This window comes from Xylocopilactobacillus apis (genome assembly GCF_033095965.1).
Classification (GTDB): Bacteria; Bacillota; Bacilli; order Lactobacillales; family Lactobacillaceae; genus Xylocopilactobacillus; species Xylocopilactobacillus apis.
Genome location: NZ_AP026801.1, coordinates 1688177 through 1713369, shown reverse-complemented (window position 1 = coordinate 1713369; position 25193 = coordinate 1688177). Strand labels below are relative to the sequence as shown.

Below are 25193 nucleotides of genomic sequence, written 5' to 3'. Positions count from 1 at the left end.
GATAAACGATTTATAAAAAGGAGAGATTTTGGAAAAAGGTAAAGAAATAAGTTTAAAATCAAAAAGCCTTTGGGCAAAAAAAAGAACTGAAGATGGAGTATGGCTTTGGTTGCCTTTAATGGCACACTTAATTGATACTGAAAATACGATTGGCTGGCTTTTGAACCATTGGTTAAGTGAAGGAACAAAAAGTTGGTTGATTGAGGGTATTGGTAATGAAGATGAATTAAGGAAATTAGTAAAGTTTTTGGGTATCATTCATGATATTGGTAAAGCAACTCCTGCATTTCAAACCATTCCTTCATACAACGGCGATAGAGAACTAGATAACGAATTGGTTGATAAGTTAGTTCAGTCAAAATTTGTCGATTTGGATCAGATTAGTTTGTCATCTCCTAGAAAATCACCACATGCAATGGCTGGTGAAGCAATATTGGAAGACCTAGGTGTGCCTGAATCAATCGGATCAATTATCGGAGGGCATCATGGTGATGCTGGAGAAAATCCTCCATATAATCAAATCAATGATTATAGAGCTAATTATTATCAACACGATAAAGATCCTAGATCTGACAATAATGTTCCAGAAGTATGTAAGATTTGGCGAAACGTTCAGAAAGAAATTTTTGAATACGGATTAAGTCAAGCTGGGTACCAGTCGGTAAAAGATATACCTGATATTAATCAATCACGAGCTGTGGTTTTAGAAGGTCTTTTAATTACAGCCGACTGGTTTGCTTCAAGTGAATTCTTAGGAAGTGATCGAAGTAAGAAGCTGTTTCCGTTGATTTCTCTTGATGAAACTTTTGATGATATTGATTTACAAGCCCGTTTTGAGAATGCAATTGAAACTTGGAATATTGGAGAAAATTGGGAACCAAAAAAGGTGAGTCTTGATGAAGATCCTTACCAAAAACGTTGGGGTTTTAATGCACGACCAGTGCAAAGAGTTATCACAGAAACTATTGATCAAGCAAATGATCCTGGAATGGTAATCATTGAAGCGCCGATGGGATTAGGAAAAACTGAAATTTCTCTAGTAGCTACAGAGCAATTAGCTTATGCCACTAAACGTAGTGGCTTGTTTTGGGGATTGCCCACCCAAGCCACAAGCAACGCGATGTTCAACAGGGTGCTTAGCTGGTTAGAAACGTTAGCCAAAGATCAAAACGAAAACTTCCCAGTCAAATTGCTGCACGGGAAAGCTCAATTCAATTCTGATTACGAAAATCTACCAAATGCCAGTAATATCGAAGATACAGGCGCTGTAGTTGTTAATGATTGGTTTTCTGGGAAGAAATCGACGTTAGCTAATTTCACGGTCGGTACGATTGATATGCTTTTGCTGATGGCACTTAAACAGAAACATTTGTTTTTGAGACATCTAGGTTTTAGTGGAAAAGTTGTCGTTATTGACGAGGTGCATGCTTACGATTCCTATATGAGTCAATATTTGTACATGGCAATTGAATGGCTTGGAGCATATCGGGTTCCTATGGTGATTTTGTCAGCAACGTTACCAAAAGAAAAACGGCAAGAGTTAATTGCAAGCTACTACCGCGGAAAATACAGAAAATCATTGGACTTAAATGAAGATTGGGCTAAAGCACAAGCCTATCCTTTGTTGACTGTTTTAGATGGAACTGAGGTCAAGCAAGTAACGCATTTCGAAGGACATTCAGATCAAAAACCAGTAACGCTTGAAATTGAGCGAATTAACTTAGAAGATGAAGAATTGGTTCATTCTATCTTATCGGAAATTGCTAAAGGTGGGGTTGCAGGAGTGATTGTTAATACTGTTAAAAGAGCTCAAGCACTGGCTGAACTCGTTGATAAAGAAGATGTTGAATTGATTCTTCTACATTCAGCATTTTTAGCCCCTGAACGAACCAAAATTGAAAAATATTTGCAATCTAAAATTGGCAAAAATGCAGTAAGACCTAAAAAAATGGTTGTGATTGGAACGCAAGTCCTTGAACAATCGCTAGATATAGATTTCGATGTTCTTTATACCGATATTTCTCCGATGGATTTACTTTTGCAGCGAGCTGGAAGGTTGCATCGTCATGCGATTAAACGACCTGACAAGTTCAAAGATCCTAAATTATATGTGATGGGTATTGAATCTATGGGTAACTACGGAGCAGGAAATGAAGCTGTTTATGAAAAATATTTGCTGATGAAAACCGATTATTATCTAGGTGATCAGATTAAATTGCCCCATGACATATCTAATCTGGTGCAGGCTGTATATGACCGAGAAAATGATCCTGAAGTAGAAGGGCTTGAAGAAGCAAAAGATGAGTTTGAAACTGATCTCACGGACTCCGAGCGTAAGGCAAAAGTATTTCGGGTGAAACGACCGTCTAAAAGAAATAATTTACATGGTTGGTTGGGTGACGCACACAGTAAAGTTGACGATCAGAAAGCACAAGCAGCAGTTCGTGATATTAAAGAAACAATCGAAGTAATTTTATTGCAAGAGAAGAAAGGTCAGACTTTTCTACTTGATGGTAGAGATACTAATAAGTGTTTGGATAAAGAAATTGCAGAACAAATTATTCGGTTGCCTGCTGCAGTTTATTATGATGTAGATAAAATTATTGATGCTTTAGAAACGTCGACTAGGAAATATTTTCCAAGATGGGATTCTAGTAAGTGGTTAAAAGGAGAATTAGCAGTCAAATTAGATGAAGACTTTAATACTACAATTAATCAGTCATGGAATTTGAACTATTCGCCCAAGTTTGGGCTGAAATTAACAAAGAAGGAGAGCAATGAATAATCAACAATTCAACTTGATCACTGATCCCTGGATTAAAGTGGTTGATGGTGATTCCAAAACTTGTGAAGTATCGTTAATCGATTTTTTCGAAAAAGCCAGTAACTATCGTCAATTAGCAGGAGAAATGCGGTCTCAAGATCTTGCGATAGTGAGATTTTTACTAGCAATTTTACACACGGTTTATTCACGGTTTAGTAATGAGAACAAACCTTACGAATGGCTTGAGATTGATCCAGATAATTTTCAGGTCTTAAATTCATCTACTGATTACGATGAAGAGGATTTATTAGATACTTGGGAAAATTTATTCCAAGGAGGTGAATTTTCCACAATAGTAGTTGACTATCTAAAGCACAACCAAGAAAGTTTTAACATGTTTGGTGAACATCCATTTTACCAAGTATCAAGAGCAGATTATGATTCGCTGGTCCTTGAAAAGTACAAAATTGAAAAAGGGACAGGTACGGTTGCGATAAAGCAGATGAACCGTCAAATTTCAGAAAGTAATAATACGCCAGATCTTTTTTCCCCCAAAATATCTGATTTTAAAAATGAATTAGATATGCCGGAATTGGTCCGCTGGCTGATCTCATACCAAAATTATACCGGTGTAACAGATAAGGCAAAAGTTGAAACTTCAGAAAAGTTTTCGACGCCTTCAGGTTGGCTCTATAAGTTAAATCCAGTTTATGTACAAGGTAAAAATTTATTCGAGACATTGATGTTGAACTTGGTTTTCGATTACGACGATGAGTATCATATAGAACGTCCAATTTGGGAATGCTCTGACATCAAGAAATATGTAGAATGGCGTAAGAAAGAATTGTTGCCAGATAATCGTGCTTCTCTGTATACCGCTTGGTCTCGCCTAATTCACATCAAATGGTCATCTGACGGAGTTCCGACAATTTACAGTGCCGGAGTCCCAATGTATAGTTCAGATAATGCTTTTGATATTGAGCCAATGTCTATTTGGAAGAAAAAATCTAAAAAAGAGCCTGATATCTATGTTCCAGCAGTTAAAAACAAGGACTATATGGACATCGCAATGTGGCGTAATTTTGGAGATTACGTAAATCCGAATAAATCAAATGAAATTCATCGACCTGGGATTGTTAAATGGTTGAGTCGACTTAAAGGAGATGGGATTCTCAATCGATCCTTACCAATATCTTTAGTTTCAGTTGCACTAGTTAGTGATGGGAATGCTACATCTCAATCGCCTTTTGCAGAAATATCTGATGATTTGACAATGAGACTTGATGTAATCTTTGATGATAATTCAGATTTTTGGCCTCGACGAATTGAGGATACAATCGATTTAACCCAAGATGTTTCCAAAAGCTATTGGAAATTTTCTGATAATTTATCCAAAATTCGGCATCTTGATTCGAAAGAATTTAACAAAAAGCAAATGAGTAAATTTTATGATCGATTAAACGTTCCGTTTAAAGAGTGGTTAGCTTCGTTATCAGATCAGGATGATCGAGATGAAAAAATTAATAAATGGAAAAAAACATTGTGGAATATCGTTAATTCTGAGGCCAAAGATTTTATGAAAAATAGCAGTCCTCGTGATATTACGGGGGTTGAAGAGGACAACAATAAGTCTCTTAATATTTTTATTGCAAGGAATCGTTTGTTAGGCAGCGTAGCGAACAAGTTAGGAATAAAAAGGTGACAGAAATTATGAAACAAAATGAAATTAAAAATGTAACTGGTTCGATTATACACATATTACATGGGACTGCTAGTTACCGAGGAGTTTTGGCTAGCATTCGTGGAGCAGCAAGTTTTAATAGCCCTCGTGCTCAACCTGCGTGGCCTATTATAATGAAAGCGTTACGAGAGGATTTATTAGGAAGAAATGGTCAACCATCATACGCTGAAAATGCAGTTTATTCTGCTTTGAGAATGTATGCAATTCATCAGCAGGGCAGTGATGAATTCGTTTATGGACCAATTGACTATAAAGATGACTCAAACTCTGAATCTGAGATCAAGGACGATGAGAAACCAGAACCTGGAATTGAGATTTTTACGGCATTAGGTGAATTAAGACATAACGAAGATTTAGAAGTAGCTTTGGATCGGCGGGTTCGCCAAACGTTGTCTACGACTGATATTAATAGTGTAGTTAACTCACTAAACCATTTGGTGGGTATTATTAAATCAAAAAAACTAAAGATTAAAATTGATTATGCAAAATTGGCTCAAGATCTTTACTGGTTTCAAATGAGTTATGAATCGGCAAACTCAGTTCGATTATCCTGGGGTCAACAATATTATGGAAATGTTGCTAAAAAAGCAGAAGAAAAAGGAGAAAAAAATGACTAATAAAAACAATCTTTACTTGGACATCAATGTATTACAAGCTGTACCATCATCTAATATTAACCGTGACGATACAGGGGCACCAAAAACTGCATTATATGGAGGGGTTATCAGATCACGTGTATCTTCTCAAAGCTGGAAGCGGGCAATGAGACATGCGTTGAATGATAAAAATTTAGGTTCTGGATTAAGAACAGTAAAGTTGGCTCAATTATTAAAAGAGAAAATCATGTCATTGGATTCTTCTCTATCTGAGAGTGATGCCGATAATAAAGTTAAAGAAGTATTCAAAAGTACGGGCATTAAACAAAAAAAGGAAGATACGGCTGCATTGCTTTTAGTGAGTCAAGGACAAGTCGAAAAGATTGCCCAATACTTGCTTGATCATGAAGAAATAGATAAAAAAGAACTTAAAGAAATCTTCAATGGTAATCAGTCAGTAGACTTAGCTTTATTTGGACGGATGGTTGCCGATAATCCAGAACTAAATGTTGAAGGGTCATCTCAAGTTGCTCACGCCATTTCGACTCATGAAGTAGTACCAGAATTTGATTATTTTACAGCTCTAGATGATCTTCAAAAAGAGGATACAACTGGTGCAACGATGTTAGGTTCGATTGAGTACAACTCCTCAACCTTATATCGTTACGCAAATTTAAACTTCCCAGAGTTGGTTCATAACTTAGGAGCTGAAACGGCAGTTGAAGGAGCGGTTGAATTTATCAAATCATTTGTACTGTCAATGCCAACAGGTAAACAAAATACTTTCGCTAATAAAACTCTTCCTAACTACGTAATGATTTCATTTAGAACTGATACGCCAGTTAATTTGGTTTCAGCTTTTGAAGAACCAGTTAAATCAAATCGTGGATATGTCAAACCTTCAATTAAAAAACTTGAAAAAGAATATCAAAATACTTTGAAGATGGTGGATACACCGATTAAAACTTTGATACTATCAATGGAAGAGATTGAAAGAGACAAAGATAGTATTTTGAAGGACGATCAAGTAACAGATTTAAATGAGTTACTCAGTAAAGTATCAGAAGAACTTCAGCAAGTGGTCCAAAATGAAAACGATAACGATTAAATTAACTGGCCCTCTTCAGTCATTTGGTAATGAAGCAACATTTAATCAGCGAACTACGAGTCTTCATCCTTCCAAAAGTGCAGTTATTGGCATGATTGCTGCAGCATTTGGATACCAACGAGATGACGAAAAAATCACAGATTTAAATAGTCTTGATTTTGCAGTCAGAATTGATCAACCTGGTCGAGTTTTTACTGAATTTCAAACGGTTGAGTGGAAAAAAGACACCCGAAAACTGACTTATCGCGGTCTCATTCAAGATGCAGTATTTGTGGTAGCGATCGGGAATGAGAACGATTCGTTAATCGATGAAATAAAATTTGCTCTTAGACATCCTGTCTATCAACTGTTTTTAGGACGACGCGCAAACGTACCAGCAGGAGTTTTACAAATTGAAGAGTTTTCAGGGATAAATCCAGTTCAAGTTTTAAAGGATTTTCCTTGGCAAGCGAGCAAGTGGTATCAAAAATCAAAATCTAATGATCAAACTGTTAAGGTTGAGTTATTGGCTGATACAAAGTTACTTACTGGAGAAAAATATTTTATGGTAAAAGATGGTGTCGGATCGTTTAGTCAGAAGAATCGATTTTTCAACTATCGTCCAGTAGAGAGAGCCAGAAACGGGATTGACTTAATCAACCCCGCGTATGAAGAAAAAGATCAATCGACAGATCACGACGCTTTAGATGCGCTGTAGGAAGGAATAAGATGTATTTATCCAGGGTAGAAATCGATTTAAATAATCGTCAGAAAACCAAAGATTTAATCCACTTGGGAGCATATCATAACTGGGTTGAGCAAAGTTTTCCCGAAGCAATTCAAGAGAAATCAAGGCCAAGAAATTTATGGCGGATTGACACTTTGAAAGATAAGACATATTTGATCGTTTTGAGCAACGACAAGCCTGATCCTTCGTGCTTTTCAAGGTATGGAGTCGAAGGGACGGAAGTTAGTAAATCTTATGATCAGTTTTTAAATTCATTAACAAAAGGTCAACATTTACGATTTCGCTTAACTGCAAATCCAACTTATTCAGTTATAACGCCAGGTGAAAAACGAGGTAAAGTTTATCCTCATATTACAATTAGACAACAAAAAGAATGGCTGATAAAGAAATCTACAACAGCAGGTTTTCAGATTTTAAAAAATGATGAAGGTGATTATTCATTTAATATTGTTAGTCGAGATCAAGCCACTTTAAGGCATACTGGAAATAAAACCGTCAGATTGAGCCGAGTATCATATGAAGGGCTTATTGAAATCACCGATATAGATAAATTTAAAGATACTTTGATCCATGGTGTTGGTCGTGAGAAGGCCTATGGAATGGGTTTGATGACAGTAATTCCGGTTAAATAACATGAAGCCAAAATTTGGTGCGAAAAAACCAGAGCTTTCTGAATTGGGAAGAATTAAGGATCGGATTACTTTTCTATATTTAGAACATGCTAAATTAAATCGACAAGATAGTGCCATTGTTGTTGCCGATAGTAAAGGTACCGTATTTGTACCAGCAGGAATTATTAGCGTTCTTTTCCTTGGACCAGGAGTTGATATCACGCATCGTGCAATGGAATTAATCGGTGATGCAGGCGTGAGTGTCGTATGGGTTGGTGAAAGAGGAGTGCGTCACTATGCGCACGGTCGGCCACTGAGCCATTCATCTGCACTGATTGAAAAACAAGCACTTTTGGTATCAAATACTCGTTCAAGAATATCTGTTGCTAGAAAAATGTATCAGATGAGATTTCCCAATGAAGATGTCACTGGTTTAACTATGCAGGAACTGCGCGGGAAAGAGGGTGCTAGAATTCGGCAAGTTTATCGCGAGCAATCACGATTGACGAATGTTCCTTGGACTAAGCGTGAATATAATCATGATGACTTTGATTCAGGGACGCCGGTTAATAAAGCTTTAACTGCAGCACACCAGGCTTTGTATGGTCTAAGTTATAGCGTTATTGTTGCATCGGGTGCGTCACCTGCTCTTGGTTTTGTGCATACAGGACACGATTTATCATTTGTATATGATTTTGCTGATCTGTATAAGGCCGAATTTTCAATTCCAACTGCCTTTAAAATGGCTGCCGAGTTTGAAGAAGATAAGGATATCGGTTCTCGAACGAGATTGGCAATGCGAGACAAGTTTGTTGATGGAAAGATAATGATCCGAATGGTTCAAGACTTAAAATTTTTACTAGAAGTTGAAGATGAACAGGATGTAGAGATCCTTGGCCTGTGGGATGATAAAATCGGTCTGCAAAAATTCGGCGTTCAGTATTCAATATATGAGGAAAACGAAATTTAATGATCGTTATTACTTTAACAAAAGTTCCTCGTTCTTTAAGAGGAGACTTAACCAAATGGTGTCAAGAAATCCAGACTGGCGTTTATGTTGGAAATGTTAGTGCTAGAATTCGAGATCAATTGTGGGATCGAATTATGCGAGATGTTGGCAATGGTCAGGCGACGATGGTTTTCAATGCTCAAAACGAGTTCGGTTATCAAATTCGAACCACGAGAATTGACTATGAAGTTGTAGATTTTGACGGTATTCCGTTAGTAAAACGATTAAATAGGGTAGAAGGACCTGTAAAGCATGGATTTAGCAATGCTGCCAAATGGAGGAAAGCCAAAAAGTTCACTCAAAAACGGGTCCTATCTGATAATACAATTAGCTTTATATCGCTTGATGTTGAAACCACAGGTTTAGATGTTAGTAAAGATCAGATAATTTCCATTGGTGCAGTTAAAAAGAGTGCTGATGGGGTTAAAGAGAAATTCTACGAGTTTATTAAATCCGACAAAAAAATACCTGAAAACATTACGAAATTGACAGGTATTACGAATTCAATTTTAGAAAATGAAGGCGTTGAATTGTCTGAGGCATTATTAAAGTTAAAAGAATTTGTGGAAGACACGCCGATCGTTGGGTATAATCTGTCGTTTGATGACAAGTTCATCTCGATGGCGTTTAGAAATCTAAATGAATCAGATTTGTCAAATAAATTAATTGATTTGATGCCCGTTGTCAAAAAGAAGAATAAATTCTTAGACGATTATAGGTTAGGGACAGTTTTAGAGAAATATGAGATTGAAAATTTAAAACCTCATGAGTCGTTATCTGATGCTGATGCAACTATGAAGCTGGCAGAGAAACTCATAAAAAATGGTGATTTGGAGATTTAGGAACGTTGATTTGGTGGGATTTATTTAGTGTGTTCCCCGCATCCGCGGGGGTGATCCTTAGAAAAAGAAGAAATTTTGAAGGGTATCCAGGTGTTCCCCGCATCCGCGGGGGTGATCCTATATAACTAAGTTTAAAGACATTAAAACTAAGGTGTTCCCCGCATCCGCGGGGGTGATCCCCAACCGTGCATGCTTTCGGTGTTGAGAACCCAGTGTTCCCCGCATCCGCGGGGGTGATCCTCGGCTCAAAGCACGAGGAATTACTAACAATTAGTGTTCCCCGCATCCGCGGGGGTGATCCCATCGGAACGTTCATATCAAAACCGGCGGTTGAGTGTTCCCCGCATCCGCGGGGGTGATCCTGACGACCCAGATTTTAGAGGTTCTACCTTGCCGTGTTCCCCGCATCCGCGGGGGTGATCCTCGATAAAGTCAAAGAAAATGGGAAAACTGCTAGTGTTCCCCGCACTCGCGGGGGTGATCCCAGCCAACCCCCAACTCCTAAAATTTGGACAGTATTCCCTGCATGCGCAGGGGTGATCTTTACTTCTATAAAGGTAAACGACAATTTGGCTTTAAAGTAAGTTCAGTAGAAAAAAGTGATTTGATTATATGGTACAAAAACATAAATAAACAAAATAAAAACAGCAACATTAGTACTGCCCACATTTTGTGTTTTAATTATCCCCAAAACTATTAATGTACCTTACTGGTTTTTCGTCAAAAAGAGCTATAGATATTGCTTATATTACACGCTCTTAATGCCGTTCTTATAAACTCTTTTTTCGTTTATTTCCATTTTTTTAACTATATTTTGTCCTAAATCACTATCAAGAATTTCTGAAATTCCCAATAAAAATATTGCAACATCTGCTAATTCATCATTTATATTTTCTTTATCTTGCTTACGCCATGCTTCAAAAAGTTCGTTAACTTCGCCATGTAATCTAAGTAGTTCGAGTTTAACATCTGTCGTATTAAAACCGTGTTTCTTTTTATTTTCTATAACATCTTTTTGAAGCTTTTTAGTATCTATTATCATTTTACGTTTCTCCAAATCTTCATTTAAAGATTAATCCTAGTTGATCTTTAAATATAAAATTCTATGAGAGCACATTAACTCCGACTTCATTGCCAGAGCACAATTGAGCTGTGCGTAGTAATTTTGAAACGAATAGCAGTGTTTTGATAGCTCTCGTCATGTTCTTTCTTCCAGTTTAAGACTCGGAGCTTGAATTGACCATATAATTTTGACGTGTGGGGTGAATTTCTAAGTTCTTTATCCTAAAGCGTTGCCAAAGTAGAATAGTTATTTTTGTCACATGATTTATGCTACAGATCAAACCAAGCTCTTGTAATTTTTGTTCGATAATCATAGTTTTGAGTCAATTCTAAAGAAGAATTTATTGAAATGCTGCAGAAATTAGCCAGCAATTTGTCAAAAGAAACTAAAAATCTAGGATATAATACCTATATGATTGATTCATGAACTACGATTCAGTTTGAATCTTATACAAGAAAAAGTGGAAAAAACAAATTTCAAGATTGGTACAAACTATACCAATTAATGATCGAGCAAGATTGATGAGTATTATTACCAAAACTGAATCAAGAGGTTTACTTGTTGTCAAAGATTACTAGATAAAAATTTATATGAATTAAGATGTAGTGCTGCAAGTAATAGTTACAGAGCAATTTACTTTCAAGCTGTATAAAACAGGTATATTATCACTCATGGATTTACTCAAAAACTCAGAAGACACCACGTTCAGAAACTATTAACGCAAAAAAATCGAAAGGAGTTTATAGATAATGAAAATCGATAGTCTACTAAATGAAGAACTAAAAAATCCTGAATTTGCTAAAAAATTTCAAATCGAGAGCAAAAAATTAAGTGCAGCACTCGCACTATATGATGCAAGAGAAGAAGCTGGATTAACCCAAACTGAATTAGCTGAACAAGCTAATACAACTCAAGCGACAATTTCACGGATTGAACAAGGAGATAATATTTCCATTGATAAACTATCGTCAATCGCCAATGCTTTAGGAAAAAAAATTAAAAATTGAATTTGAATAAAAGGTTAGTTTTACAGTGCTTCATAATTGTTAGATAAATACTAACGATTGTGGGGCTTTTTTTATGACTAAATATTCTGTTTGAAATTATTGACGACAAAATGGCGACAAAAACGAGTTAATCCTTTGGTACAAAAGGAAGGGATTATTCCCCTCACTCGCGGCGATTATCCCACAAACGCAAATTGAAGAAATTATGAAATGTTGTGCTCCCCGCACTTATAGGAGTGAACCCATTTCCTATAAAACATTGTTTGTTAATTGATTAATCTGCACAATTTCGTCAAGTCTCCTATAAACATTAGGAGAATGAGTAGCAATAATAATTAACTTGTTTTTCTGTTTTAACTGTAAAATTAAATCGATAATTTCGTTGCTATTTTTTTCATCTAAAGAGGCTGTTGGTTCATCGGCTAAAACAATAGGAGAATCTTTCAAAATAGTTTTAGCAATGGCAACTCTTTGAGACTCTCCTCCAGATAGAGAATAAATTTTCCGATTTAAATCTAAGCTTAAGTTAACTTGCTCTAGAGCATTATTCATTTGTTTAAGTTTTTCGTTAGAGTTTATCTTTTTTCCGATAAAAGCGAGATCTAAATTATTTTTAATTGATTCATTATCAATTAATCCAAAATTTTGAAACAAATAACTGATATAAGATTTAAAATAGTCCTTTTCTTTAATCTTTTTTAAGGGGGACTGTTCAATATATACTTCGCCACTAACGGGATTCTCAAGCTTGCCGATAATATTTAATAAAGTGGTTTTTCCTGATCCAGAGGGACCAATTAAAGCGTAAGATTTACCTTTATCAAATTGAAAATCAAAATTTTGAAAGATCGTTTTATCAGGAAATCTCTTGGTTATATTTTTTAGTTTGATCATTTTATTCTCCTTTTAGATATAAAATATTGGATTTCTTATTTTTTTCTGAAGTGGTAAAACATTTGGCAATTTACCTTTTCCAATTGGGATAAAAGTGTTTTCCAATGTTCCTTGGTAATTGTTTTTTGAATAAACAATTCTTTGTGCAATAAGAGAATTTGTTTCCCTTGCAATTTTTGTTAAATCTGTTTTGATGTTCACATTTGATCTTTCCACTGAAACAATTTGTTTATATCCGTCAAAAATTTCGCTTTGATGGGCATTTACGAAAATTAAACCAATAACTGCAATAAAAATAATTGTTACAATGGCTAATAGCTTTTTAAAAGTGTTATACATTTGTCACCTCGATTTTAGGTTGAGAGTTTGACATCAAAATTACATTGATGTGTTACAAATGATAACAAGAAAATATAATCTTAAATCTAACAGTTTTGTAAGGTAAAAGCCCCAAACTTCCCGTTCACGTAATACCTGAATGGAGATTTTTTACATTGACGTGCAAAATCAGCTCATTGACGTAAACTTAAATCTCAAAACATCAAACATCTGTCATAATTAAAGGGTGTTTCTACATGGTAAACTAAAACAAAAAGGAACCATAAGTCGTGCCATTTTTATTAATAGATTTTTCTCTACTTATTAGTATTATTACGCTTGAGCTGAACATTTTCTTGTTTTTCGATAAGATATTCAGTAGAAAAAATAAGATTTTGCTTTTCTTTGTCAACCTAGTGATATGTTGTATTTTCTTTTTAATCTCTAGTTATCAAGGCAATGTGTTTATTATTGACTCAAGACAATATCTGATCATAACTGCAGTTGTTATTTATTGTTTTTACTTAATTTTGGGTCGTCGACAAGTAGAGTTTGTCCCCATGCTTTTATTTTTCTTGATCGAAAATGGTTTTATTCAAACCTTGTACACCTTATTGACAATGGCGGGCTCAGTTAGTCAGATGAAATATAAAATTATGTTTGAATATTTTTTTCCTTTTTTAAACTTAATTATTCAAATTGTACTAACCTTTGTTTTACGAAAAAAATTTCGATCGGATATTTATCTGCTGTTTAACTCTAAAGTGAAAAGGATTGTAGCGGTATTACTTTTGATTTTAATTTGTGTGATGCAATTTCCCGGAGCATCAATGGGATCTCAGAATGCTGTTATTTTTAAGGAAAATTCAAAAAATAATGCCTTTAAGAATGCGAAGTTTAAAGATCAAAAGGAATTTAAAGTCCACTTTAATCCAAAAAACTTTAATCAATTTAACTTTGTCTTCCTAGCTTTTGTCAGCTTTATCCTTCTAGTTGCAATTTATATGAGTTACGAGTTAAGCAAAAATCGGCGGCATAAGCGCATTTCTACTGAAAAAGCGATGATGGAAAATTACGTCGATACTTTAGAGAAGATGCAGCTTGATATTCAAAAAGTTCAGCATGACTATCAGAATATGCTGATGGGGATTAACGGTTATATTGAAGGCGATCAGGTTGATGTTCCTGAACTAAAAGAGTTCCTGAAGAAAAATCAGTTGATGCAAAATAATGTTCGAATTAAAACTGGAACGCTCAATCAGCTTAAAAGAATTAATTTACCTGCAGTCAAAGGCTTAATTTCAACTAAAGTAGTTCAAGCAGTTCAGTTGGGCATTAACGTCTCAGTCGAATGCAGTGAAATCATTCAAATCAAAAAAGTTGATCCATTTGATTTGGCAAGAGCTTTAGGTATTATTTTAGATAATGCAATAGAAGAATGTAGAAAACAAGAAAAAGCTGAGATTAAAATTGCCTTTATTGATGATTTAGAAAGAACATTAATTGTAATTGCGAATACTTGCTCGAAGGAGACTCTAAACGTAATTCCCGGAAAATCTACCAAGGGTAAAAATCGAGGGTTAGGACTTCAAAATTTAAAGGAATTTGTGGATGGTTCAAACTATTTAATGCTTGAAACCGGCTGTTCAAATTATATTTTCACTCAAAAATTATCGATTAGGAAATAGACTGATGATTAAAATTTTTATTTGTGATGATCAAGAAATTCATTTAAAAGCGATTCAAAAGATAATCGAAGATGGGATTCTATTTGCAGAAGTACCAATGCAAATCAAGCTGGCAACAACTGATCCTTTTGAGATTGTAAACAATATAACACCTAGTGAAACGAACGTATATTTTTTAGATATAGACTTGTCTAATGAAACTTATGACGGACTTAAGTTGGCGATTAAGATTAGAGAAAGTGATTCTCACGGATTTCTTATTTTCATTACCTCTCATCTTGAATTTGGAATGCTGACCTTTGAGTATAAACTTGGAGCTTTTGATTATATTGTGAAAACTCCAGATACTGAACTTCTTAAAAGTAAAATTAATTCCGCTCTAAAAGCGATTGCTGATCGTTGTCAGACTGACCAGCATAATCAGGAAGAAGACAAGAATCCACAGCGGATCAAATTCACTTCTGATTATGAAGAGAAGTACGTTTTAATTAATGAATTGATTATGTTAGAGGTAATTGGGAATCATAAACTTCAGATTATGTCTAAACATCAGAATTTTGAATGTAACGGAGCGCTAGGAAAGTTAGAATACGAGCTGCCAAATTATTTTTTTCGCTGTAATAGAAGCATCATTATTAATTTAAAAGAAGTTGCGAGCCGTTCGGAGAAAAATGAAACAATCACTTTGTCTAATGGAGCAGAGGTGCAGTGCTCTAAGCGCCAACAAAAGAAATTTGAACAATTGATAACAAAGCTTAATTTGTAGAATCGTTTAAAATGAAAGGACATTTTGGATATTTAAACATACATAGAGAGATCCCGTCATAGAAGGCATGCCTTAAAGAGATGGAGAAGTCTTCTCAAATTAAATTTTTAAAAATTGTCTTATGATTATAATTGTTTTTCTGCATCAAAATGAGTAAAATAATGTAGAAAAGAGAACAATGACGTGAAAAAATTTGATTATAAAACACTGAATAATCTTACTATTACAGCTGAAATGGCAAAAAAAATTGCGCTAATTTTTGAATTACGAGGCAAACTTTCAGTCAGTCTTAAACCAAAATCAGTCGCGCTTGATCGTTTAGTCGAGGTAGCCAAAATTCAAAGTACTGATTCTTCTAATCGAATTGAAGGTATTTATACCAGCCAAGGACGTTTACGTCAGTTAATGGCTGAAAAGACAATGCCTCAAAATAGAAGTGAAGAGGAAATATCAGGATATCGAGATGTTTTGAAGTTAATTCTCGAACAATCCGAGTATATGCCGCTTAATTCAAAGACAATCTTAACTCTTCATAAGCACCTGTTTAACTTTACAAGCAGCAGTTGGGCTGGAAAATATAAAGATTCAGACAATCAAATTATTACCAATTATAAAGATGGACATTCCGAAATCAGATTCATCCCTCCTTCTTCCACAGTTACTCCCGAACTTGTTGATGAATTATGTCAGAAATATACATTAGCTCTTGAAGAAGATCATTTTGTAAAAATCCTTCTGGTAGGAGCCTTTGTGTTTGATTTTGTGTCAATTCATCCTTTCAATGATGGGAATGGCCGGATGTCACGACTGTTAACGCTGATTTTTCTTTATCAAAACGGGTATGATGTCGGCAAGTATATCAGTATTGAAAAATTGATCGAGCGGACTAAAGATCAGTATTATTCGTCTTTACAAGAAAGCTCTGAGGGGTGGTCGGACAATAAAAACTCGTATGAACCTTTTTTAAATTACTTTTTAAGTGTTATGCTCCAAGCATATCGAGAATTAACAGAAAGAATCGATTTTACAGAAGGTACGAAGCATAGCGCTAAAGAATTAATCTTTAAAAATTTAGAAAATGAATTGCGGCCTTTAAGTAAATCAGAACTAGTAGCCTTAATTCCTGATTATAGTCAAACTACAATCGAGCGATCTTTAGGAGAGCTTGTTGCAGCAAATAGAATTACAAAAATTGGTGTAGGAAGAGCAACAAAGTACATCAATCGAATCGTTTAGGTAATACCTGAACGGTTCTTTTTTTGCACTCAGAACTGAAATTGGTCGATTGAGGTAGATTCAGGCAAAATCATTCCAAATGTCGCTAGTATTAATGATAATCAATTAATAAGGAGTATTTGGTTTTGAAAAAATGGAGAACGCTAGCACTGTTGAGCAGTGTTTTACTGCTTACAACAGGCTGTCAAAGCAAGGAAAGTTCAAGTGAAAGCACAGAGTCGAATAAAGTTTCGATTAGCAGTAAATCATCAGAGAGCAGCAAAAAAGATTCTAACAATTCAGAAATAGAAGATATTCCGGCCAGTGAGTTCAAACAAAGAGTAAAAACATTGAAAAATGCAATGATTTTCTTTGGGGATCCTACGGATAAAGATTATGATCAATCGTTAAAAAAGTTTGAAAGTACAGCTAAAAAGGTGTCAGCTAACACTTACAAGGTAAATACATCTACTGAAGAAGGAAAAAAATTAGTTGAAGAAAGGCATATGGATAAACCATACGATTGGGGTGTCACGTTGGGAGGAAACTTCAAAGGTCATTACATAGTCTATAACGTAAAGACAAGTCAAATTCCACCTGAGAGGATTATAAAAGAAGCCATGGCAGGTATTGGTGGAGAAGTAGTTAATAAGTGATAGAAAATATTTAATAATCGTTTAGGTAATACCTGAACGATTCAATTATTCAATTGAGGGGTCAATTCAGGCTGTTAACGAAAAACAAGCTTAAAAATACGATTTGCTCAGTAGAATGAATTTATCCTAATTAAGCAAAGGAAATGAAAATGAAAAAACATTGGCTGGCAATTACGATTAGTTTGATTGCTGTGATTGCATTGGTTATCGGAGGATTTTTCGTTTTAAATCGAAATCTCAGTCCAAGTACTAAGGCTGAAGAGAAGTTTGTCGAAACGGTTCAAGTTAAAAAAAGCGATCCTCTGAGTTTCAATGGAATTTCTAAATCCAAACAAACTCAAAGCATCAATTTTAATCAGGCCTTTGGAGAAACAATCAACTTAGAAAAGCAGAATGGTGAGGCGGTCTCTCAAGGTGATTTAATCGCAATTTATTATAGTTTAAAAGATTACAACAATCTTTTAGATAAAAAGAGCAAGGTTAAACAAAAGAAAATCGAGATCAATAATCTTAAACAAGATGTTCAGATTAATTCAAAGAAAATTACGGCCTTAACTAATGAAGTTAATCAGTTAAATAAAGAAATAACCAAGCTGAGCGATGCAGCACCAAATAAGGTTTACGCCGAGCTTGATGGAATTCTAACGATCCCGACAAGTGCTGGAAATGACGGAATGAAGCCAGTTGCTGAAATCAGCAGTAACGACACGAACGTTGAAATTCAGGTTAGTGAGTATGATCTTAGCCATATTCAAAAGGATCAGACAGTTAAACTAACGCCCGTTGATTCTGGCAATAAGATTAAGGGCACGATCAGTAGCATTGCTCAAAGACCAGATAATACCACGAGTAAAATTTCTACTTACACCGTCAAAATTACTCCCGCATCATCATTAAATAACGGGAATCACGTTCAAGTAAAAATTCCTCTTGATGAAATTAAGGTTCCTCTTTCAGCAGTTAAAGAAGAAGATAAAAAGTTTTATGTCTATAAATCTAATGGACCTCGTTATACCAAAAAAGAGCTTAAAGGTGAAAAGAAAGACAGCTATTTTGTAGTGACGAGTGGTCTAAAAAATGATGAATCGATTGTTAAAAACTATAAAGATGCGGACTAGCCTATGATTAAGATGAGAGGAATTAATAAGGCGTACCTCATGAACGATGACGACACTCCCCAATATGTTCTAAAAGATATCGATCTAGAAATTGAAAAAAAAGAATTCACAGCGATTATGGGACCGAGTGGTTCTGGCAAGTCGACTTTAATTAATATCATCAGTTTTCTGGATCGTGATTTTTCAGGCGAATATTACTTCACTGATGAAGATGTGAAAACATACAAAGATCAGGAGTTATCTACCATGCGTAATCATAATGTCGGATTTGTCTTTCAATCATTTAACTTAATTGAGACCGACACTGTTTATGAAAATGTAGAATTGCCGTTGTTGTATCAAGGAAAAAGCCACCGTAATGCTAAAGAAGCGGTGTTAACTCAATTAGAAAAAGTGGGGCTTCTTTCCAAGAAGGATCAATTACCTAGTCAGCTCTCAGGTGGTCAAAAACAGCGAATTGCGATTGCACGGGCATTAGCCAATGAACCGACCTTTATTGTGGCTGATGAGCCAACCGGCGCATTAGACAGTAAGACTTCGGCTGAAATCATGACCCTTTTTCAAAAATTAAACTCAGAGCATGATACGACAATTTTAATGGTTACACATGATCCTGAAGCTGCTGCTTATTGTAAAAGAGTGATTCAAGTCAAAGATGGTCAGGTGATCGGATGAAACTAACAATTAGTATTGAAACCGCCGTTAAGGCGATTTTAAAAAACAAGCGCCGCAGTTTCTTAACGATCATTGGAATTATTGTCGGAATTGCGGCGGTGATCACAATTGTGACGGTTGGGCGGGGGTACGAAAGATATTCACTGAAGCAGCTTCTAAATACTGATGATATTAAGAACAATCGGACGACAATCAGTTTTACTCCAGAAGATGAAGATAATTTTGGAAAAAGCAGCTTTGTCTACTTCAATGAGCATGATCTAGATTTAGTTCGCAGTGTGTCATGCGTTTCTAAGGTTCAGTACGAAAAAGAAAAGCCAGATCAGATGTATCGTCAGCAGCAGGTTGCTTTGAGTAAAGATTCTCAAAGCACCAAGATCCACTTGGTTGATGAAAAAGGTGAAAAAGTAATTGCTGGAGAAAATTTAAGCAGTGCTGATATTGGCAATAAAGTTGTGACGATTTCAAATCAGTTGGTTAAAGAACTGTTTCCTAATGCAAAAAATAATAGTGATGCGGTGGGAAAAACAATTGAAATTGCTGATGAATCATTTCTGATTAAAGGCGTTTTTGAACCAGATATTACTAATACTACCAAAATCGAAATGAACAAGGCGACCTATGCAAATTATTTCCGTGGAGCCCCACTAAAAAATATTCAAATCACAGTTCCAAGTGACCAGAATATAGCGGAAGTTGCGGACAAAGTTGTCAAAAATCTTAGTAAATCAGGCAGCATGAAAAATTTAGGTAGATACGAGTTTGCTAATGATGCTGCAACGACCAATGCTATTAGTTCAACCTTACAAATGTTAACTCTAATTGTGAGCTTTATTGCTGGAATCTCACTGTTTATCTCAGGTGTTGGCGTCATGAATATGGTTTATACCTCAATCTCAGAGCGAATCAAAGAAATCGGAATTCGCAGAGCGCTCGGAGCAACGGAAAAAGCAATTCAAATGCAATTTCTGTTAGAAGGGCTGATGCTGACGTTGTTAGGCGGAGCCATCGGTTATCTCTTAGGAGAGCTCATTGCTTTTATCATCAGTAATACGATGAAGTTGGATTTTATGTTTGATCCTTTTGTAGCGTTTCTAGCAATGGGGATCTCAGTTCTCGTCGGGTTGGTCTTTAGTTATATTCCTTCGAAGAACGCTTCTAAAAAAGATGTTGTTGAATTAATTAAATAAAATTGAAATGGAGTAAATAATGAAAAAGACAAGTAATAAAAAGAAATTTCTTACAATCGGAGCTGTAATTGGCTTGGTGGTTTTAATTGTAACAGTTTTTATAGTAATCAAATTGAATACAAAACCTGATTACAAACATATGAAAAAAGGCGATTCAATGATTGTGACAGATAAACAGCTTAAAGAAATGGAAAAGGATGGTGCAAAAATCGAGTATAGAGGTGGCCCAAAGGATAACACAGGCGGCAAGTAGTAAATATGAAGAAAAATATTAAAGGTTTAATTTTACTCTTGGGATCCTTAATGGTTTTGACAGGGTGTCAGAAAAAGTCGGAATCAACTTCTGAGAAATCTTCTAGTGTTGCTGTTTCGAGGGAGAAAACCGAATCAAATTCTTCAAGTGAAAAGGATAACTCTAATTCAAAACCTGAAATTGTGAAACTCTCGGTTAAGGATTACAAGAAAAAAATTTATGCCAAAAAGCTTAAAGATTTGAATAAATATAATGGTGAAGTTATCTTTTTTGAAACTCCTGGGAATAAAAAATCTGATCAAGAGTTAAAAAAGATCGCAGCAATATGTCAAAAAAAGGGTAAAACATTATACACAGTAGATATCAGTACTAAAGAAGGAAAAGACATCCCCAAACAAGATGAACGAATTGTTGCGCCTTACGATTTAATAGTTCTAATGAAAGGAAAAGGCAAAATGTATATAGATTTACAAGAAAAATACGATCGACTTCCACCAAATAAAGTTTTAGAAGATTTTATAGCAGCTAAATAAGATAAATTAAAGAATTTTGATGATTGAGCATGGAGGTAAAGAACTACAATGAAGAAAGTAAAAGCAAAAAAATATGGGGATTCAATTATTATTTCGTTAACAAACGATTTGAATATCAAACCAAATCAAGAGTTTTTCTTATCCAAAGATGAAATGGGTTTTATAACTTTAATTCCAGTATTGTCTGATCTTTACTCCAATGTTAGATCTCCGAACTTTGAAGGAATAGATTCAATCTGATAAGCATTCATCTAAAAAATCTCACAGTTTAATATGAATTGTGGGATTTTTTGGTTCATAGATTATTCATATAATAACCTAAAAAAATTCAACCTTGTTAGATATGTTTTTATTAATAATATTTTTAAATTTCTTATTAATTTTCGCCAGTAATCTTAAAGCTACAACCATAAGAAATTTTCCGCTACATAAAAATTTGACGGAGAATACGCCATGAGTTATTTAAAGACCCAGCTGAAAGTCTTTATACGATCAAAAGAGCATCCAATCATCTTGATCTTAATTTTGTTGTCGATCTTCTTTCTGTTTTTGTATAACAGTCAAGAATCAAAGGAAGAAGCAAAGTATATCCATAATGCTTTTGCAACTTCACTTAAAGAATATGAATATTTAACAGTGACTGATTGTGATGTCGGTTCTGATCAGAATTTACATAAAAATTTTACTAATACAAAAACAAATAGTGAGATTCCTGGTCGTCACTACGACATGACTAAAGCTTTAGAAAATCAAAATGTGCCATTTTTATTGAATGATGAATTGGAAAGTTTGCGAATTTATCAAAGAGATTCAGATCGAGCAGAGCGGTTATCACATCATGATGGAAAAGTAACTGCGGAAGATGTACCTTTTCAAGCAAGCGGTGGCCGTATTTACCATTATCTTAAAGGAAAAGAAAAAGTGAATCCTCGCTTACTGAGAGATCATTTAAAGCCAGAAAGTACTCGTTACGGGACTAGTGGGTCACTTTTTATTATTTCGATGCTTAATTATTTAACTTCGTTTGTTGGGATTTTCGCTGTTACTTGGTATGGCATTCGATCAGTTGGCAGGAAATATGAAGGCAATCAGCACAAGTTGTTTGAAACTACTTCAATCGCTAAATGGAAAGTTGTTTTAAGTGATTATTTTGTTTTTACCCTTAATGTTATTGGATTTTTGGCAGCAGCGCTGATCTTTAGTATCGGGATTACAACTATTTATGGTCAAAAGTTTCGGGGCAACTATCCAATTTTGGTGCGAATCAATGGAAAACTAGATTTGATCTCGGCTCAATCTTACATTATCCAGATAATTCTAATGTATCTAATGGTTTTGTCAGTTGCATTTTTTATAGGTTATTTAATAGTCAAAATAATCAGAAATAATTTCTTAAGCGCAGTAATTACAACTTTAATTTTAAGTATTGGTTTTACAGCTTCTATCTTAGGACCATCTGATTCATATAACCCATTTCTCTATTTTCAGCCGACACGAGTTTTAAGTGGTCGTGGAACGGAGAAAGTTAATGATGATTCAGTGTGGATCAATAATGGGGGAGAGAAAGACTATGAGTATATGTTAAGAGATTTTACATTTGAAAATGTTAAATACTACCAAGCAGAAACATTAGGATATCGACTGGAATTACATCTAACGACTATAAAAGGAATAATTGCAATGACACTATTAATAATAATGTTATTCTTTTTCAACGTATTTCCGTATCGAAAATTGATTGGAGCTTTTAAATGATCTTAAAAATAGATAATCTCACTAAAGTTTATGGTAAAAGAGTCATTTTAGACCAACTGTCCCTTGAAGTTGAAGAACCTCAAATCATTGCGTTGGTGGCGCCTAACGGAACTGGTAAGACGACATTATTAAACATCATGTGTGATTTAGAAGGGTATCAGGCAGGAAAGATTGAAATCCTCGATCGACCTAACACTGATCGGCATATTTTTGCCGAAATGACTTACATGCAGGATAATTCGATTCTTTATGACGAGTTAACGGGCATGGATCATCTGAAATTCATTGCATCAATGTATCATAAGACGCAGCAAGATATTGCAGTAACGGCTCATTTGGTGGGAGTTGAAGACTATCTCAATAAATCTGTTGGTAAATATTCGCTTGGCATGAAGCAGCACCTTTTATTTGCAATGGGAATTTTGCCAGAACCTAAAGTTTTCTTGTTGGACGAGCCGCTTAATGGTCTTGATCCTGACAGTGTCATTAATGTTCGAAATATTTTAAAAGAGATGGCAAAATCTGGCACCACAATTCTTTTTTCTTCTCATAATCTCGGAGAAGTGGTTAAGTTAACAGACAATATTCTGTTCTTGCACGAGGGAAAGCTTAAAAGTGAGAAGGATATTTTTGAAAATAAAGAAAAGTGGACATTGGTGGTGGAAGCAGTGAATCCACTTGAAGCATATTTGCAAGATCATAACCTTGATTATCAAATTCTTAGTCCGCACAAAATTGAGATTACGACAACGCAAGATTTATTAGCGCAAATAAAGAACTTTTTAGAAGAACAAAATCTGGCGCTTTGGGACACCCAAAAGACGGATTGGGATTTGGAACAAATCTATTTAGATTTGTTTGAGAAAACATCGTCATGATTAGGTTTGAGGCAAAAAAATGGCGAAAGTCAGTTAAGAATATTTTATTTATTTTGGCTGCAAGTCTATCCGTAATTGCTTTTGTTTTTGTGGTCGGACAAGATGAAAAGAAAGAAAAGAAAATTTATCTAGATGAAGTTCAACAACAATATGGTTCATTGGAAAATGACCAACAAATGCTTGACGCAATTCCAGTTCAAAGCAAAGAAGACAGAGAGCGCAATGAAAAATTATCTAAATTGTATAGTAAGGCCTCGTCTCATTTGAATGATCACTATGGTTATTATTATGAAAATGATTGGCAGCATGCAAACGTTAAGTATCACCATTATCTTAAGACGCTGGTGAAGATCCAAGCTCTTAAGGGAGGTATTCCCAAGCTTGATGATGAACTGCGAGTTCTAATTAATAAATATGCGTATTTTATTAAACATCATATTAAACCAGTAAACATCGGAAAAAGCACGGCAGGGTTTTATTTCACTAAAAAGGTCAGTGATATTTTTACATCTTATCTTGGTGTTGTAATTGTTATTTTGCTGTTTTTTGACCTATACGCTAAAGAATATCGTAAACAATCCTTTAAATTACTTGAAATGCTCCCGATCAAAAAGAATCAAATTAATACTCGAAAGTTTGAATTTTCGCTGACCGTTTCCGTATTATTACCAATTTATAGCTGTATTTTGGCTTTTGGGGTTGGTAGTATTTACTCTAAGAAAATAGGCAGATTTGATTATCCAGTCTTTGTAGATGGCAATGTTGGAAATTTCAAGGTTGTTACGCTTGGACAATATCTGACAACATCAGTTATTACATTTTATGCAGTATTATTTGCAGCTCTTTTAATCATTTATTTTGTTTCTAAGTTTAGCCGTGATACTTTTGTCAGTTTGGTGGGGACAGCACTTCTTGCATTAATGCCAATTGTTTTCATCAACGAATTTTATCCACAAAATAAAATTGCTAAATTTACGCCATTTTATTACACCAATTTATTTGAAAAATCTAAGAATCTTTCGATTTCAAAAACTGTTTTTGTAAATTGGATTCCGTTTTTGATCAGTATTGCAGTAACTGTTATTTTAGCAGTCGTAATTTTTAAGGTTAATTTTCATTGGCGTTTCAATTTTAAGACGAGAGGATCTATTTTAACTGCCAGTGTGATCTTATCGGCTGCAATTATTGGTTTCATAATCCGCTTTTATCAAATAAATCGGGTGGCTGCAGATTATGGTGATATCAAGCAACCTGAGAAAATTACTCGTAAAAGCCCAATTGATAAAAGAATCAAAACTTTTAATTCTAAAATTGCTGAGCGGATTAAGACCGATCAAGGTTTTGCAGCAGGAAAACTCGATGATGATGGTAAGCCTAGTAAAAAAGCTCAGCCAGATCCAGTTTTTACGACAGTTAACTATATCGATTCGATTAAATTAAATAAGGCTGAGTACTTTGTGGCAAAACTAAATCCAACGTTTAACAAGCTGTCATCTAAAGAAAAGACAGGAGTTATTGAAGCAGTAGAGAGTTTAACTTGGTCGACTTCGACAATTCTTTTTGACCAGCTTGAAAAAGACTTTAAGAAAAACAACTTTATTATTTATCAAGTCGGTAATGAAAAAATTGGTAAGGCTACAATGGACAGTGGATTTAAAAAGTATTAATCACAAGCAGTCTAAATATTTCCGTTTAATTCCTAAAATAATTGTGATAATATAAAGGCTGTATGTTTACATACAGTGGGAGATCAAATTTCATGGTCATTAAACCACACACGGATTAA

Annotated in this window: 25 protein-coding genes; 22 read left to right on the top strand and 3 right to left on the bottom strand. The window is 34.9% G+C overall.

All coding sequences use genetic code 11. From position 1 onward, the window contains the following. Positions 1-28 precede the first annotated feature (28 nt). From cas3 to cas2e, 8 genes are read left to right on the top strand one after another with little or no spacing between them, the layout of a single operon-like run. On the top strand, positions 29-2785 hold the full coding sequence (gene cas3, locus R8749_RS08020; RefSeq protein WP_317695763.1) for a CRISPR-associated helicase Cas3': 2757 nt from the start codon (positions 29-31) through the stop codon (positions 2783-2785). Then, on the top strand, positions 2778-4466 hold the full coding sequence (locus R8749_RS08015; protein WP_317695760.1) for a type I-E CRISPR-associated protein Cse1/CasA: 1689 nt from the start codon (positions 2778-2780) through the stop codon (positions 4464-4466). Before cas3 ends, R8749_RS08015 begins: the two co-directional genes overlap by 8 nt. 8 nt (positions 4467-4474) lie before the next feature. Continuing rightward, positions 4475-5122: a type I-E CRISPR-associated protein Cse2/CasB gene (gene casB, locus R8749_RS08010; protein ID WP_317695757.1), complete on the top strand. Its 648-nt coding sequence runs from the start codon at positions 4475-4477 to the stop codon at positions 5120-5122. Continuing rightward, positions 5115-6209, top strand: a complete 1095-nt coding sequence (gene cas7e, locus R8749_RS08005) for a type I-E CRISPR-associated protein Cas7/Cse4/CasC (RefSeq protein WP_317695754.1) — start codon at positions 5115-5117, stop codon at positions 6207-6209. Before casB ends, cas7e begins: the two co-directional genes overlap by 8 nt. Next, entirely contained in the window at positions 6190-6906 is a 717-nt protein-coding gene (gene cas5e, locus R8749_RS08000) for a type I-E CRISPR-associated protein Cas5/CasD (RefSeq protein ID WP_317695751.1), read from the top strand. Before cas7e ends, cas5e begins: the two co-directional genes overlap by 20 nt. A gap of 11 nt (positions 6907-6917) precedes the next feature. Beyond that, the gene (gene cas6e / locus R8749_RS07995) at positions 6918-7568 is read left to right on the top strand and encodes a type I-E CRISPR-associated protein Cas6/Cse3/CasE (RefSeq protein ID WP_317695749.1); all 651 of its coding nucleotides are present in this window, start codon (positions 6918-6920) and stop codon (positions 7566-7568) included. A 1-nt stretch (position 7569) separates the two neighbouring features. Beyond that, positions 7570-8517, top strand: coding sequence for a type I-E CRISPR-associated endonuclease Cas1e (gene cas1e / locus R8749_RS07990; RefSeq protein ID WP_317695747.1), 948 nt, complete (start codon positions 7570-7572; stop codon positions 8515-8517). Further along, a complete protein-coding gene (gene cas2e, locus R8749_RS07985; protein ID WP_317695744.1) occupies positions 8517-9398 on the top strand; it encodes a type I-E CRISPR-associated endoribonuclease Cas2e in 882 nt (293 codons plus the stop codon). The genes cas1e and cas2e overlap by 1 nt, the downstream gene beginning before the upstream one ends. A 748-nt stretch (positions 9399-10146) precedes the next feature. Here cas2e and R8749_RS07980 read toward each other — a convergent pair. After that, positions 10147-10440 (bottom strand): MazG nucleotide pyrophosphohydrolase domain-containing protein, encoded by a 294-nt coding sequence (locus tag R8749_RS07980; RefSeq protein WP_317695742.1) that lies wholly within the window; start codon positions 10438-10440, stop codon positions 10147-10149. Between the two features lie 770 nt (positions 10441-11210). On the opposite strand from R8749_RS07980, the gene R8749_RS07975 reads away from it, so the two are divergent. Further along, a complete protein-coding gene (locus R8749_RS07975; RefSeq protein WP_317695740.1) occupies positions 11211-11468 on the top strand; it encodes a helix-turn-helix domain-containing protein in 258 nt (85 codons plus the stop codon). Positions 11469-11717: 249 nt separating this feature from the next. On the opposite strand, the gene R8749_RS07970 is transcribed toward R8749_RS07975, so the two are convergent. Both R8749_RS07970 and R8749_RS07965 read right to left on the bottom strand, forming a co-directional pair. Further along, complete coding sequence (locus R8749_RS07970; RefSeq protein ID WP_317695738.1) at positions 11718-12362, bottom strand: putative bacteriocin export ABC transporter; 645 nt, start codon at positions 12360-12362, stop codon at positions 11718-11720. Between the two features lie 12 nt (positions 12363-12374). After that, a complete protein-coding gene (locus tag R8749_RS07965) occupies positions 12375-12701 on the bottom strand; it encodes a hypothetical protein (protein WP_317695736.1) in 327 nt (108 codons plus the stop codon). 620 nt (positions 12702-13321) lie between these two features. On the opposite strand from R8749_RS07965, the gene R8749_RS07960 reads away from it, so the two are divergent. From R8749_RS07960 to R8749_RS07900, 13 genes are all read left to right on the top strand, one after another. Further along, on the top strand, positions 13322-14368 hold the full coding sequence (locus R8749_RS07960; protein WP_317695733.1) for a sensor histidine kinase: 1047 nt from the start codon (positions 13322-13324) through the stop codon (positions 14366-14368). 4 nt (positions 14369-14372) lie between these two features. Continuing rightward, positions 14373-15134 (top strand): LytR/AlgR family response regulator transcription factor, encoded by a 762-nt coding sequence (locus R8749_RS07955; RefSeq protein ID WP_317695731.1) that lies wholly within the window; start codon positions 14373-14375, stop codon positions 15132-15134. Positions 15135-15317: 183 nt separating this feature from the next. Next, entirely contained in the window at positions 15318-16370 is a 1053-nt protein-coding gene (locus R8749_RS07950; protein WP_317695729.1) for a Fic family protein, read from the top strand. A gap of 125 nt (positions 16371-16495) precedes the next feature. Beyond that, positions 16496-17005 carry a hypothetical protein gene (locus tag R8749_RS07945; RefSeq protein WP_317695727.1) on the top strand — a complete coding sequence of 170 codons (510 nt, stop codon included), beginning with the start codon at positions 16496-16498 and terminating at the stop codon, positions 17003-17005. Between the two features lie 149 nt (positions 17006-17154). Then, positions 17155-18123, top strand: a complete 969-nt coding sequence (locus R8749_RS07940) for an efflux RND transporter periplasmic adaptor subunit (RefSeq protein WP_317695725.1) — start codon at positions 17155-17157, stop codon at positions 18121-18123. A gap of 3 nt (positions 18124-18126) precedes the next feature. Continuing rightward, a complete protein-coding gene (locus R8749_RS07935) occupies positions 18127-18798 on the top strand; it encodes an ABC transporter ATP-binding protein (RefSeq protein WP_317695723.1) in 672 nt (223 codons plus the stop codon). Further along, positions 18795-19988: an ABC transporter permease gene (locus R8749_RS07930; protein ID WP_317695721.1), complete on the top strand. Its 1194-nt coding sequence runs from the start codon at positions 18795-18797 to the stop codon at positions 19986-19988. Before R8749_RS07935 ends, R8749_RS07930 begins: the two co-directional genes overlap by 4 nt. A 19-nt stretch (positions 19989-20007) precedes the next feature. Further along, positions 20008-20241: a hypothetical protein gene (locus tag R8749_RS07925; RefSeq protein ID WP_317695719.1), complete on the top strand. Its 234-nt coding sequence runs from the start codon at positions 20008-20010 to the stop codon at positions 20239-20241. 5 nt (positions 20242-20246) lie between these two features. Further along, positions 20247-20774 carry a hypothetical protein gene (locus tag R8749_RS07920; RefSeq protein ID WP_317695717.1) on the top strand — a complete coding sequence of 176 codons (528 nt, stop codon included), beginning with the start codon at positions 20247-20249 and terminating at the stop codon, positions 20772-20774. A gap of 48 nt (positions 20775-20822) precedes the next feature. Beyond that, on the top strand, positions 20823-21014 hold the full coding sequence (gene mazE, locus R8749_RS07915) for a type II toxin-antitoxin system PemI/MazE family antitoxin (protein WP_317695716.1): 192 nt from the start codon (positions 20823-20825) through the stop codon (positions 21012-21014). A 213-nt stretch (positions 21015-21227) separates the two neighbouring features. Continuing rightward, complete coding sequence (locus tag R8749_RS07910) at positions 21228-22529, top strand: MFS transporter (RefSeq protein WP_317695714.1); 1302 nt, start codon at positions 21228-21230, stop codon at positions 22527-22529. Next, on the top strand, positions 22526-23407 hold the full coding sequence (locus R8749_RS07905) for an ABC transporter ATP-binding protein (protein ID WP_317695712.1): 882 nt from the start codon (positions 22526-22528) through the stop codon (positions 23405-23407). The genes R8749_RS07910 and R8749_RS07905 overlap by 4 nt, the downstream gene beginning before the upstream one ends. Next, positions 23404-25074 carry an ABC transporter permease subunit gene (locus R8749_RS07900; protein ID WP_317695710.1) on the top strand — a complete coding sequence of 557 codons (1671 nt, stop codon included), beginning with the start codon at positions 23404-23406 and terminating at the stop codon, positions 25072-25074. The genes R8749_RS07905 and R8749_RS07900 overlap by 4 nt, the downstream gene beginning before the upstream one ends. Positions 25075-25193: the final 119 nt, after the last annotated feature.